Annotated in this window: 13 protein-coding genes; 7 read left to right on the top strand and 6 right to left on the bottom strand. The window is 70.4% G+C overall.

Annotation, left to right across the window (positions count from 1 at the left end; all coding sequences use genetic code 11):
* Window positions 1-5 precede the first annotated feature (5 nt).
* The 3 genes from OG828_RS17345 to OG828_RS17335 are packed head-to-tail and all read right to left on the bottom strand — an operon-like array spanning window position 6 to window position 2,698.
* The gene (locus OG828_RS17345) at window positions 6-767 is read right to left on the bottom strand and encodes an amino acid ABC transporter ATP-binding protein (protein WP_328501649.1); all 762 of its coding nucleotides are present in this window, start codon (window positions 765-767) and stop codon (window positions 6-8) included.
* Window positions 764-1,708, bottom strand: a complete 945-nt coding sequence (locus OG828_RS17340) for an amino acid ABC transporter permease (RefSeq protein WP_328501648.1) — start codon at window positions 1,706-1,708, stop codon at window positions 764-766. The genes OG828_RS17345 and OG828_RS17340 overlap by 4 nt, the downstream gene beginning before the upstream one ends.
* Window positions 1,709-1,741: 33 nt before the next feature.
* Window positions 1,742-2,698: an ABC transporter substrate-binding protein gene (locus tag OG828_RS17335; protein ID WP_328501647.1), complete on the bottom strand. Its 957-nt coding sequence runs from the start codon at window positions 2,696-2,698 to the stop codon at window positions 1,742-1,744.
* A 560-nt stretch (window positions 2,699-3,258) separates the two neighbouring features.
* Between OG828_RS17335 and OG828_RS17330 the strand changes: the two genes are divergently transcribed.
* The 4 genes from OG828_RS17330 (at window position 3,259) to OG828_RS17315 (ending at window position 6,557) form a co-directional block, all read left to right on the top strand.
* Window positions 3,259-4,482, top strand: a complete 1,224-nt coding sequence (locus tag OG828_RS17330; protein WP_210572428.1) for an NAD(P)-dependent malic enzyme — start codon at window positions 3,259-3,261, stop codon at window positions 4,480-4,482.
* A 228-nt stretch (window positions 4,483-4,710) separates the two neighbouring features.
* Entirely contained in the window at window positions 4,711-5,676 is a 966-nt protein-coding gene (locus OG828_RS17325; RefSeq protein WP_210572429.1) for a zinc-binding dehydrogenase, read from the top strand.
* Between the two features lie 105 nt (window positions 5,677-5,781).
* On the top strand, window positions 5,782-5,991 hold the full coding sequence (locus tag OG828_RS17320; protein ID WP_210572430.1) for a helix-turn-helix domain-containing protein: 210 nt from the start codon (window positions 5,782-5,784) through the stop codon (window positions 5,989-5,991).
* A complete protein-coding gene (locus OG828_RS17315) occupies window positions 5,991-6,557 on the top strand; it encodes a Clp protease N-terminal domain-containing protein (protein ID WP_328438600.1) in 567 nt (188 codons plus the stop codon). The genes OG828_RS17320 and OG828_RS17315 overlap by 1 nt, the downstream gene beginning before the upstream one ends.
* A 113-nt stretch (window positions 6,558-6,670) precedes the next feature.
* Here OG828_RS17315 and OG828_RS17310 read toward each other — a convergent pair whose 3' ends face one another.
* Both OG828_RS17310 and OG828_RS17305 read right to left on the bottom strand, forming a co-directional pair.
* The gene (locus OG828_RS17310) at window positions 6,671-7,747 is read right to left on the bottom strand and encodes a PadR family transcriptional regulator (RefSeq protein WP_328501646.1); all 1,077 of its coding nucleotides are present in this window, start codon (window positions 7,745-7,747) and stop codon (window positions 6,671-6,673) included.
* A gap of 1 nt (window position 7,748) precedes the next feature.
* A complete protein-coding gene (locus OG828_RS17305) occupies window positions 7,749-8,711 on the bottom strand; it encodes a DUF4097 family beta strand repeat-containing protein (RefSeq protein WP_328357074.1) in 963 nt (320 codons plus the stop codon).
* 146 nt (window positions 8,712-8,857) lie between these two features.
* Here OG828_RS17305 and OG828_RS17300 point away from each other — a divergent pair, with 146 nt between their 5' ends.
* On the top strand, window positions 8,858-9,694 hold the full coding sequence (locus OG828_RS17300) for a hypothetical protein (RefSeq protein WP_328501645.1): 837 nt from the start codon (window positions 8,858-8,860) through the stop codon (window positions 9,692-9,694).
* A gap of 63 nt (window positions 9,695-9,757) precedes the next feature.
* On the opposite strand, the gene OG828_RS17295 is transcribed toward OG828_RS17300, so the two are convergent.
* Window positions 9,758-9,937 carry a DUF6104 family protein gene (locus tag OG828_RS17295; RefSeq protein ID WP_328357068.1) on the bottom strand — a complete coding sequence of 60 codons (180 nt, stop codon included), beginning with the start codon at window positions 9,935-9,937 and terminating at the stop codon, window positions 9,758-9,760.
* Window positions 9,938-10,163: 226 nt separating this feature from the next.
* Between OG828_RS17295 and OG828_RS17290 the strand changes: the two genes are divergently transcribed.
* Entirely contained in the window at window positions 10,164-10,610 is a 447-nt protein-coding gene (locus tag OG828_RS17290; RefSeq protein ID WP_328501644.1) for a CU044_2847 family protein, read from the top strand.
* Entirely contained in the window at window positions 10,607-12,709 is a 2,103-nt protein-coding gene (locus OG828_RS17285; protein ID WP_328501643.1) for a VMAP-C domain-containing protein, read from the top strand. Before OG828_RS17290 ends, OG828_RS17285 begins: the two co-directional genes overlap by 4 nt.
* Window positions 12,710-12,807 lie beyond the last annotated feature (98 nt).

The raw sequence follows: 12,807 nt of genomic DNA, 5'->3' as shown, positions 1-12,807 counted from the left end.
GGACACTAGAGCACCTTGGACAGGAATGCCTGCGTCCGCTCGTGCTGCGGGTTCGTCAGGACCTCCCGCGGGTCGCCCGACTCGACGACCACGCCGCCGTCCATGAAGACCAGGCTGTCGCCGACCTCGCGGGCGAAGCCCATCTCGTGGGTGACGACGATCATCGTCATGCCGGACTCGGCGAGGTCGCGCATGACGTCGAGGACGTCGCCGACCAGCTCCGGGTCGAGGGCCGAGGTCGGCTCGTCGAACAGCATCAGCTTCGGGTCCATCGCGAGGGCCCGGGCGATGGCGACGCGCTGCTGCTGGCCGCCGGAGAGCTGGGACGGGTAGCTCTTCGCCTTGTCGGCGAGGCCCACCCGCTCCAGCAACTGGCCCGCACGCTCCCGCGCCTCGGTCCTGCCGATGCCCTTGACCTGCACCGGTGCCTCGATGACGTTCTCGAGCGCCGTCATGTGCGGGAACAGGTTGAACCGCTGGAACACCATGCCGATGTCCCGGCGCTTCAGCGCGACCTCGCTGTCCTTCAGCTCGTACAGCTTGTCGCCCTTCTGGCGGTAGCCGACCAGCTCACCGTCGACGTACAGGCGACCGGCGTTGATCTTCTCCAGGTGGTTGATGCAGCGGAGGAAGGTCGACTTGCCGGAGCCGGAGGGGCCGATGAGGCAGAAGACCTCGCCGGACTTGACCTCCAGGTCGATGCCTTTGAGGACCTCGACGAGCCCGAAAGACTTGTGGACTCCTTCGGCCTTCACCATGGCGGTCATGCGGCACCTCCTGCCGACGGACGGTTCGACAGGGACAGCAAGTTCGCCTTGATCTTCTGGTACGGCGTGTCCGGGAGCGTACGGCTCGAACCGCGGGCGTAGTACCTCTCCAGGTAGTACTGACCGACGCTGAAGACCGAGGTCAGCACCAGGTACCAGGCTGCGGCGAGGAACAGCATCTCGGCCGGGGCGCCGGAGGTCTGGCCGATGTCCTGCGCGACGCGGAGCAGCTCCGAGTACTGGACGACCGACACCAGCGAGGTCGTCTTCAGCATGTTGATGACCTCGTTGCCTGTGGGTGGCACGATCACGCGCATCGCCTGCGGGACGACGATCCTGCGCAGCGTCTTGCCGTGGGTCATGCCCAGCGCGTGTGACGCCTCGGTCTGGCCCTCGTCGACCGAGAGCAGACCGGCCCGGCAGATCTCCGCCATGTACGCGGCCTCGTTGAGGCCGAGGCCGAGCAGCGCGGTCAGGAACGGGGTCATGAACTGCGACCACTCGTCCTTGTAGACCGGCCCGAGGTTGATGTACTCGAAGACCAGGCCCAGGTTGAACCAGACGATGAGCTGTACCAGAACCGGCGTGCCGCGGAAGAACCAGATGTAGAACCACGCGATGGACGAGGTGACCGGGTTCTTCGACAGGCGCATCACGGCGAGCAGAATGCCGCCGACGACGCCGATCAGCATGCACAGCACCGTGAGCAGCAGCGTCTTGCCCACGCCGCTGAGGATGCGGTCGTTGAAGAAGTAGTCCGGAATCGCGCCCCAGTTGATCCTGCCCTGGGAGAACGCGTAGATGACCCCGCCCAGCAGGGCGAGGGCGATGACGGCGGAGACGTACCGCCCGTAATGACGGACCGGGATGGCCTTGATGGCCTCCGGGCCGGCCGGCGGGGTGTCCGCCGGCCCGTCCGTCTTGTCGATGTCAGCAGTCACGGATGTTGCCTTTCAGTGCCCGCAGTCCTGCGGTCACTTGCCGCCGTTGATGGTGGCTTCCTTGACGGCGCCGTCCTCGACGCCCCACTTCTTGATGACCTTGTCGTACTCGCCGTTCGCGATGATGGCGTCCAGCGCCGCCTTCAGCGCGTCCCGCAGCTCGGTCTGGTCCTTGGCGACCGCGATGCCGTACGGCGCCGCCTCGACCTGCTCGCCGACCAGCTGGAAGTCCTTGCCGCCGCCGGAGGTCTTCACGGCGTACGCGGCGACCGGGAAGTCGGAGGAACCGGCGTCGGCGCCGCCCGCGCGCAGGCGGGTCTGGGCCTGCTGGTCGTTGTCGAACGACTCGATCTTGATTGTCTTGCCGCCGGTGCACTTCTTCGCCTCGGCCTTGGCGAGGTCCTCGGAGACCGTGCCGCGCTGCAGCACGATCGTCTTGCCGCACAGGTCGGACCAGGTCTTGATGCCCTGGTCGTCGCCCTTCTTCGTGTAGATCGAGACACCGGCGGTGAAGTAGTCGACGAAGTCCACGCCTTCACCGACCTTCTTGCCGGTGTCCGAGTCGATGCCCTCCTGGCGGTCCTTCGTGTCGGTCATCGCGGACATGGCGATGTCGTACCGCTTGGAGCGCAGACCCGTGATCAGGGTGTCGAAGGTGCCGTTCTCGAACTCGAACGTCACACCGAGCTGCTTGCCCATGGCGGCAGCCAGATCCGGGTCGATGCCGACCGTCTTGCCGGAGCTGTCCTTGAACTCGACCGGCGCGTACGCGATGTCGGAGCCGACCTTGACGACGCCCTTGTCGCGGATTTCCTTGGGCAGTCGGTCGGCCAGCGGTGCCGACACGGCGGTGTCGCCGCCGTCCGAGTCGGTGTCCTCCGTCTGATCACCGCAGCCGGTGAGCAGCAGTGCGCCTGCGACCGCGATCGAGCCGACCGCTGCCAGGCGGGAGCGCGTGGCGGTCGTGCGACGGGTGGAGCGTGCGGTCATGGTGGGTTCCTCCGGCGGATGGGTGGAGTTGCCGATGGGGCGGACGGCTGCCGAAGGGCTCGGTAGTCGTCTGGGTCTTGGGTCGACCAGAGCACACCGATCGACGAGGGCACTCGCCTTCGAGTGTCGCGACCTTGTGTGATTACGGCATCTTGCCATTCGGACTACGCCATTCAGGACGCCCCTCATGTCAAAATCGGATAACGGGTGACCCCCGAACCGCCCCAGGTCGGACATCGTGGCCGGACCTTCTGCGGGAATCCCTCGTTCCGGCCGGAAGATCTTCGGTGTCAAGCGGTGGTCCAGGACTTGTCCGCATATTGAGTCATGAGTCATGTCACCGGCAATGTGACCTTCGCGTTATGGACTCGTCGTCGGCACCGTCCGTCCGGTAAGAAGGGTCTTTACACCCCTCATCCGGGGCTCAGGGCGCGTGTGCGGCGCGCCCGTCGCGTAGGTGCCCGTACGCATCACCTGACAAGGGCCTTACGCGGTGCCCGCCCGCTCCTCAACCAGGAGTGGCCACCCTCAAACCATGAAGACCTAAGGGGTAAACCAACGTGGCAGCGGAGATCGTCAATCCTCGCAGCGACAGCACTACGGACCAGGACGGAGGGGCCGAGCCCCTCGATTCGTTCGATCCGGCATTCGCGCTGCACCGCGGCGGCAAGATGGCCGTGCAGGCCACCGTTCCGGTCCGGGACAAGGACGACCTGTCCCTCGCGTACACGCCCGGCGTCGCCCGCGTGTGCACCGCCATCGCCGAGCAGCCGGAACTGGTCCACGACTACACGTGGAAGTCGTCCGTGGTCGCGGTGGTGACCGACGGTACGGCCGTGCTCGGGCTCGGTGACATCGGGCCGGAAGCCTCCCTTCCAGTGATGGAGGGCAAGGCGATTCTGTTCAAGCAGTTCGGTGGCGTCGACGCAGTCCCGATCGCGCTGGACTGCACCGGTGTCGAGGAGATCATCGAGACCGTGGTGCGGCTCGCGCCGTCGTTCGGCGGCGTGAACCTGGAGGACATCTCGGCGCCCCGGTGCTTCGAGATCGAGCGGCGGCTGCAGGAGCGGCTGGACATCCCGGTCTTCCACGACGACCAGCACGGTACGGCGGTCGTGACGCTGGCGGCCCTGCGGAACGCCGCGCGGCTGACGGGCAAGGGGCTCGACGAGCTCCGGGCCGTCATCTCCGGTGCCGGTGCTGCGGGTGTCGCCATCGCGAAGATGCTGGTCGAGGCCGGTATCGGGGACGTCGCCGTGGCCGACCGCAAGGGTGTCGTCTCCGGTGACCGGGACGATCTGACGCCCGTTAAGCGGGAGCTGGCCGAGCTGACGAACAAGGCCGGGATCACCGGGTCCCTGGAGGCGGCGCTGGAAGGCGCGGACGTCTTCATCGGGGTCTCCGGCGGTACGGTCCCGGAGGCGGCGGTCGCTTCCATGGCCGAGGGCGCGTTCGTGTTCGCCATGGCCAACCCGAACCCCGAGGTGCACCCGGATGTGGCGCACAAGTACGCGGCGGTCGTCGCGACCGGGCGCTCGGACTTCCCGAACCAGATCAACAACGTGCTGGCGTTCCCGGGCATCTTCGCGGGCGCGCTGCAGGTGCGGGCGTCCCGGATCACCGAGGGCATGAAGCTGGCGGCCGCCGAGGCGCTGGCCGCGGTGGTCGGGGACGACCTCGCCGCCGACTATGTGATTCCGTCGCCCTTCGACGAGCGGGTCGCTCCCGCGGTGACCGCGGCGGTGGCCGCGGCTGCGCGGGCCGAGGGCGTGGCTCGTCGCTGAGGCACGGTCGCTGAGACAGATGTGAGGTGGTGGCCCCGTCCGGTTTGGGCGGGGTCATTTCTTTGCCGGTCGTGGGGCAGTTTTCGGATTTCTTTACCTGCTCGTGCGGCCGTTCGGGTGGTTGCGGGGTGCCGCCGCGCCATACGTCCGTGCGCGTTCGTGCAAGAGGGCAAGTGTCACAGGGCCCTGTTGTTCCGTGGGCTCCGCACGCCCCCTATCGTCGAGCCCATGTTCGCCGCATACGCTGCCCGAATCGACCGTGACCAGCCGCTGACCGGCCTGGAGTTGGGGGAGCGTCCGGCTCCCGAGGCTCGTGCCGGCTGGAGCGTCGTCAACGTCAGAGCCGCCTCTCTCAACCATCACGACCTGTGGTCCCTGCGGGGTGTGGGCCTCAAGGACGACCTGCTGCCGATGATCCTCGGATGCGACGCCGCGGGTGTCGACGAGGACGGCAACGAGGTCGTGCTGCACTCCGTCATCGGTCAGAGCGGGCACGGGGTCGGCCCCAAGGAGCCGCGCTCCATCCTCACCGAGCGGTACCAGGGAACCTTCGCCGAGCAGGTCGCCGTACCGACGTGGAATGTGCTGCCTAAGCCCAAGGAGCTGTCCTTCGAGGAGGCCGCCTGTCTGCCGACGGCCTGGCTGACGGCGTATCGGATGCTGTTCACCAATGCCGGGGTGCGGCCGGGGGACTCCGTGCTCGTGCAGGGGGCCGGCGGCGGGGTCGCCACGGCCGCGATCGTGCTGGGGAAGGCGGCGGGGCTTCGGGTCTTCGCCACCAGCCGGGACGAGGCCAAGCGGAAGCGGGCCGTGGAGCTGGGGGCGGTGGAGGCCGTGGAGTCGGGGGCGCGGCTGCCGCAGCGGGTCGATGCCGTGATCGAGACCGTGGGCGCCGCCACCTGGTCGCATTCCGTGAAGTCGCTGCGGCCGGGGGGCACTCTCGTCATCTCCGGTGCGACGAGCGGTGACCGTCCCTCGCATGCCGAACTGACCCGGATCTTCTTCCTGGAGCTCAAGGTCGTGGGGTCGACGATGGGCACCAAGGACGAGCTGGAGGATCTGCTCTCCTTCTGTGCCGCCACGGGCGTGCGTCCCGTGATCGACGAGGTGCTTCCGCTGGACCGTGCTCGCGAGGGCTTCGAACGGCTGGAGTCCGGTGAGCAGTTCGGCAAGGTCGTGTTCACGAACGGCTGACGGCTACTTCCCTCTGCATGCCAAGGGCCGGCCCGGTATCGGGTCGGCCCTTGGCATGCGTCAACCACGGTTGACGAGCGGGTGATGTCAACGTAGGTTGACGTCATGACCGAAGCAACGGATCTCGCCGAGCGTGCGGGTGATCGCGACCCCCGGGTCGGGCTGCGGGCCGTCGCCGCGCTGCGCCGGCTGCTGGAGCAACTGGAGGCGGTGCAGGTGCGCAGCGCGCGCAATCAGGGCTGGTCGTGGCAGGAGATCGCCGCGGAACTCGGTGTGAGCAGGCAGGCCGTGCACAAGAAGTACGGGAGGAATTGATGTTCGAGCGGTTCACGAAGGACGCCCGGGCAGTGGTGGAGTCGGCGGTCGGGCACGCCGAGCGGGAGGGGGCGTCGCACGTCGACACCGAGCACATGCTGCTCGCAGTGCTGGACCGGGAGGGCAGCCGGGGCTCCTTCGCGCTGGCCTCGTGCCTCGACGACGGCCCGGACGGCAAGGAGTCGGTGCGGGGTGCCGTCGTCGAGGCGCGGCGGCGGGGCGGGCTGTCGCGGGCCGACGCCGACGCGCTCGCGGGGCTGGGGATCGACGTCTCGGAGATCGTCGCCCGGGTCGAGGAGGTGCACGGTGTCGGGGCGATGTCCGGCGACCGGCGCGGCAAGGGGTGGTTCGGGCACCGCCCCTTCAGCCGGGGCGCCAAGGACACGCTCGTGGAGGCCCTGCGGGTCGCTACCGGGCGCCGCGACCGGCACATCGGCGACGAACACATCCTCCTCGCTCTCGCCGCCCGGCCCGGCGTCCCCGCCGAGGTCCTCGCCGATCACGGAGTGACGTACGAGGCGCTGACGCGTGTGCTGTACGGCGGGGGAGAGGCGAAGGCCGGCTGACGGGGTGGGGCGCCCGGCGTGGAGAGCGCCGGGCCGGGTCGGCGATCAAGGAGGGCCGTTTCCTCTGGCAGTGCGGCTGATCCCGGTCGCCGCACTGCCGTACGCGCGCGGGGTCACCCCTTCGGTGTCCGCAGCAGCGCCCCGATATGTGCCGCCGTCGTCGACAAGTGGCGGCGGGTGTCGCGGAGTTGGTCGGCCGTGACGCCATGGTCGCGGGCCGCGTCGCGGATGTCGTCGCGGAAGCGGTCCAGCAGACGGTCGAGGTCGCGGGCCGGGTCGCCGGTGGGGGCCTCGTGGGCCCAGGAGGGTTCGAAGTCGGCCGGGAAGTCCTCCGGGGTGTCGGAGTACTCCGGCTCGGCGGAATCCGACTTGGCGGGCTCCGACTTGGCGGTGCCGGTCCGGCCGAAACCGAAGTCCCTGCCGAACTCCTTGCCGTAGTCCTTCCCGAACTCGCCGAACTCCTTGGCCAGTTCCGTCAGGCCCTCGCGCACGCCCGTCGGCCAGTCGCCCCGCGCGAAGTGGTCCTGCACCTGCTCCTGGACCCGTCGGGCGATGCGCTGCACCTCCTCCTGCGCCTGCGCCCGGGCCCGGTCCTGGGCCTCCTTGGCCTGGCGCCGGGCCCGCTGGGCCTCCTCGCGGGCCCGGCGGCTCTCGTCCTTGGCCCGCCTGGCCTGCTCCTTCCACTCCTGCTTGACGCGACGCATCTCCTCCTTGGCCGCGCGCCAGGACTCGTTGTCCGCGTAGTCCGCGAAGTCGCCGAGCGGGCCGTCCTGTTCGACGTGTGCCTGGGTGCCGGTGCCCCGGCGGGCTTCGCTCGCCGCCGCCCGCATCTCGCGCCGCAGGTCGCCCGCCGCGCCGCGCACATCGGCCTGGATCTCGGCGGCGAGTTCCGCGACGGACTCCCGGATCTCCAGCTCCAGGTCGGCCAGTTCACCGCTGCGGTCGGCCAGTTCGGCGCGGCCCGCGTCCGTGATGGCGTACACCTTGCGGCCGCCCTCGGTGGTGTGGGTGACCAGGCCCTCGGCCTCCAGCTTGGCCAGGCGCGGGTAGACGGTGCCCGCCGAGGGGGCATACAGGCCCTGGAAGCGGTCTTCGAGGAGCCGGATCACCTCGTAGCCGTGGCGCGGTGATTCGTCCAGCAGCTTCAGCAGGTAGAGGCGGAGGCGGCCGTGGGCGAAGACGGGAGGCATGTCAGAGCACCTTCTTGTCGGTCGTGCCGTCGGTCGGGGCGCTGGTGGCGCCGGCGCCCGGACCGGAAACGGAATTGTCCCCCGAGTCATCGAGTGGACGGTCCGCCGGGGTGTCCGCCGGTCCGGCCGGTGCGTCCCACGGCTCTTCCTCCTCGTCCTCCCTCGGCGGACGGGGCAGCAGCGCGATGGAGCCGGAGACGGTGGTCGCGCGGAGCTTGCCGTTGCCCGGGCCGAGGCGGCCGGTGATCTTGTGGGCGCCCCACTGGCCGTGGACGCGGAGTCCTTCGAAGGCGTTGGAGATCGTCCCGCTCGCGGTGTTCGCCTCGACCTCGGCGTCCGCCCGCTGCGGCAGCCGGATGGCGATCTCACCGGAGACGCTGGTCAGCCGTACATCGGTGGGGCCCTCGGGATCCAGGTCGACGATCATGGAGCCGCTGACCGAGTCGGCCCGCACGGAGGAGCCCGAGCCCTCGACCACGGTGAGGTCGCCGGAGACCGAGTTGAAGCGCAGATCGCCGGTGACGGCCTGGGCCTCCAGATTCCCGGAGACCGTGTCCGCGCGGACCGGGCCGGAGAGCCGGACGAGGGCGGTGTCGCCGTTGACGCCCTTCACCACCGAAGGCCCGTCGATCCCCGAGACGACCGCGCCCGCGCCGACCACCCCCACCTCCACGCGTGTGGACGCCGGAACGGCCAGGGAGACCACGGCACTGCGGCGCCAGCCCTTGCGGTCCAGCCACTTGAGGAAGCCCTTCCAGGGCAGGTCGTCGTACGCCACCGTCAGCGTGCCGTCCTGCTGGGTGACCATCAGGGGCGGGCCCTCGATCTCGGAGACCTCCAGGCGGGCGGAACCCTCGTCCGTCCCCACGACGTTCACCGTTCCGTTGACGATGCGCACATGGAGCTCGCTCACCGGCTCGTCGAAGGTGAGCTTCCGGGGCTCGGTGACGGACCACTCGGACATGGTGCAGACCTCCTCGCGGTGACGCGTCATATCGCGTCTCTTGCTATTCAAGATATATCGCGGATGGGGAAAGTCAAGACACTCGTTCCGGGGATGCGCGCGCCCTCGAAATGCCCAAACGGGGCGAATCGGCCTAACGTGTGATCATGTCGACGGAAGCCTCCCGTACCGCTCCCGCGCCGGGTGCCCTGCTGCTCTGCCGGGCGGAGCCCGAGTCCGTCGGCCCCGCCGCCCAGCTGCTGCACGAGCGCATGCTGCTCACCCCGGCCGGCGCGGAGTGGAGCGTTCTGGTCCCCGAGGGCACGCCGTGGCTGCGCGGCGGTGAACCCGTCGAGCGCGTCGTCTCCGGCTGGGCCACCGCCCTGGCCGTCGGCGCCCCCTGGCCCGTCCTCGCCGTCTGGTGGGACGCCGACCGCAGCGGCTTCACGCTCGCGTCCGGCTTCCGCCGCCCCGTCGGCTACGACTGGCTCAGCAAGGGCATGCCTGCCGGCGAGGACGAGGCCATGCGCACCTTCGCCGCCCGTCTCGGGCTCGACCCGGTGCTGGACATGCAGGCGCTGGACGCCCTGACGAAACCGGACTCCGCCGCTGACGCGCGCGCACGCGTGCGTGGCCTGCTCGCGGTTCTCACGCGCGCGGGAGTGGCTCTTCCCGACGGCATCGCCCCCGGCGAACCCGCCGACCGGCTGAGCGAGGCGGCCCGGGCCCACCCGCAGGCGCGGATCGTGGAGTGGCCGGGCGGGCGCGAGGCCGTGCGCGCGGCGGCGTCGACCGCCCTCGATCGCGGCCCTTTGGGCCCCTGGCTGCCCTGGTCCGGCGGTCCCAGGGCCCGCACCCTCGCCCTCGCGCAGGTGGCGGTGGGGCTCCCGCTGACGGTCTGGGGTGCACGGCGGCGCAGTGGCGGCTGGGTCGTTGCGGGGGCGCTGCTCGTCGCACACGGCGCGTTCGGGCTGACGTACGAGATCGTGCGCCCGCGCGACTGATCGGCGTACGAGATCATGCGCCCGCGCGACTGACCGCCGCGAGCCCGGCGGCCCCGGTAACGCCTACTCGTCGTCCTCGTCGTCCAGCCGTGCGAGCCACGTCGCCAGCCGCTCCACCGGCACCTCGAAGTCCGGGTTCAGGTCGACGAACGTCCTCAGCTGTTCGGCGAGCCACTCGAAGGAGATCTCCTCCTGGCCGCGCCGCTTTTCCAGCTCCTCGATGCCGCGGTCGGTGAAGTACATGGGTCGCGCTCCGTCGGTTCATGCAGGGATAGGACCCCTCCCATACGGGAAGGACCCAGTCTCTGTGGGATGAAGAGGTGAGGTCTTCCCGTGAGGGAAGCCGGAATCAAAAGGATAGGCGCAGGGAGGCGGCGTCCCGCAGGCCACCGCCGCGTTCCCTCGCGCCGTCGGTACCCCGGGGCTAGCCTGCGGTCACACAGGAGCCACGGGGGAACGGGGGAGTGCCATGGGTCAGGACGTCACACGGGTCGCGCGGATCGCGTTACCGGACGGGACGCCGGTGTGGGCGCGGATTTCGGGGGCCGAGGAAATGGCCGCGCCGCCGGGGGAGCTGTCGTACAAGGACACCGGATTCGTCGACCGGGTGGAGGCGAGCGTCGAGAGCCTGCACACGCTCGTCACGGGAGTCGCCCGGTCACTGGCCGACCCGCTGCGTGCGGTCCGGCCCGACGAGGTGAGCGTCGAGTTCGGGATCGAGCTGACCGCCAAGGCCGGCAAGGTGGTGGGGCTGCTCGCGGACGGCGAGGCCAAGGCCGCCATCACGGTCACCCTCACCTGGAACGGTGGCCCGCCGGATCTCGATCCGCCCGGCGGCGCACCGCGCGCGGGCGCGTCAACCGGCGCCCCGGTGCAAGGGGGCGCCGACGACGCGGCGGCCGGGGGCGGAGCATGACGGACGGGCACGCGGGGGGCGCATCGGCCGACTGGAATGACGCCCATGATGCGCTGCGTGACCTCGTCATGGCGGCCACCGTGCGCATTCATCGCACAGGTGTCGGGTATGCCGTGGACGAACCCGGCAGCTTTCTCGGCAGCGGCTTCTTCATCGCCCCGAACTGGGTTCTGACCTGCGCACACGTGGCACACGGAGGGGAGGGGGGCGACATCGCGGTGGTCTATGAATCCCGGACGGACGAAGGCCCGTCCGCCGTCCCCGGCGAGGTCGTGGCCACTCTTCCGGACCGCCTCGCATCCCTCGGATCCGGCAACTGGCCTGCTCCGGACCTCGCGCTCGTCGAACTCCGCGAGCCCGTCGACCACGAGTGCGTCTACGTCTCCGAGCGGCCGACCGCCTATTACGGCCGAGGCAGCGTCTTCTACGCCGGCTGGACCGTGCTGGGAGAGGAGTTACAGGTCCTGGACGGGGTCCTGACGGTCGAGGGCACCATCGGCGGCCGGTCCGCGAGCACGCAGCTGCGCCTGGGCGGCAACGACGTACCGCACGGAGTCTCGGGCGGTCCCCTGATCGACCCGGTGCGCGGTGAGGTCATCGGCGTCCTGAAGTCCCGGACGACCCACAGGGCGGGCGGCACCTCCACGGGCATCGAGCAGTTGCGCAGGCTGCGCGTGCCGGAGGAGGCGGTGCGCACCGAGGACGACGACCTGTACCACGCCGTTTTCCATGCTCACGACCGCTATCACCGGGACCGGCAGCGTCAGTCGGACTCCGGTCGCGACACCTGGGCCGATGTGCAGAGCCGGCTCCGCGCCCGGCCCGGCCGCACGCTCAGCCCGGGGGAACGGACTCAACTGCTGGGCCGGCTCGCGGATCTCCCGCCACCGGTCAGCACCGGCAGCCTGCTCGACATCCTCGGGTCCCTGCCGGAAGCCGGGGCCCTCACCCGGCTCCAGCCCGCGCCACGGGCCTGGCGCGACGGACTCGGCGCTCTGTACGAGAGCTCCCGTGACGACAGCGCGCGCGAGCTCCTGCTGGACTACGCGATGCGCGTCATGTCCGCCCAGCCGCCACATCCCACGCCCAGCCCGCAGGACGCCGCCGAACAGGCACTGTGGGAGTGGGTGCGGCAGGCCGCGGAGGACCTCAGCACCGGGTACCGCAACAACCTCAAACGACGGCGGGAGGACCGGCTCCGGACGCGTCGGCTCCCCGGCGTCGCACCGGCGGAGCACGCGCGCACACCGGCCGTCGACCCCGCGCGCCGGCCGTCCGCCCTCCTGGAACTGGAGCAGCGGGGCTGGGCGCGGGACAGCTGCGACTGGCGGCTGTCCGTGGTCCGTTCCGACGGTGAGGTGACACGCCTGCCCGAGGCCGAGGGCACCCCGCTGCCCGAACTCCCGGCCAAGATCGCCGTTCACCTCGAAGAGGCCTTCCGTCAGTGCGACGAACCCGGCAGCCCCGGGGTCCTCCAGGTGGCCCTGCCCTATGCGCTGCTCGACCTGGCCGTGGACGAGTGGCGACTACGGCCGGGGGAGCCCACGCTGGGTGCACAGCGGCCCGTCGTCGTGCGCTGTGCCGACCATGACCGGCTGCCCGCGGAGGGCGGACGGGATGCCTTCGGCGCGGAGCGCGACGAGGCCGACGAGGAGGCCGGGGCCCGCTGGCGCTGGCTCCACGCGCGCCCGGTGGTGGCCGAGATCCTCGACTGCGACGACGGGGTGCGCAGCCCCGTGCCCACCGTGGCAGGGCTGCGCCGCCTGTCGCCCGACACCGTCCCGGTGCTCTGCCGCTTCGGCGACGACCCGTCTGACGACGACGCGATCGCGCGGATCGTGCTCGGCGGCTTCGGCGTGGCCCTGTGGCGACGCCGGCAGGGCCGACCGGGCGCCGTCTGCGGGCCGTTCCACCGCGGGGCGAAGGGCACGGTCGCCGGCATGAGCACCGCGGGCAGTCTCCCCGGGCTCGTGCACGATCTGCGGGTGAGGCTCAACGCGCGTCGTGCGGAGGCCTATTGGGCCAACGGGATAGTCCTGCTCTACGACGATCCGCACCACCCCCTGCCGGGCACCGGCGATCTGCTGGAGGCGCCTTGACGCATCCTCGCCGGTGTGCCTTCCGGCCTCTTACCAGGCCCCGTGAGGGTCGATACCGTGAAGCACGTTCGACGGCTGCCGTGGTGGACGAGTGACGA

Origin of the sequence: Streptomyces sp. NBC_00457 (assembly GCF_036014015.1) — a bacterium.
GTDB lineage: Bacteria > Actinomycetota > Actinomycetes > Streptomycetales > Streptomycetaceae > Streptomyces.
The sequence above is the reverse complement of the archived record's forward strand: the minus strand, read 5'-3'. Positions and strand labels throughout refer to the sequence as shown.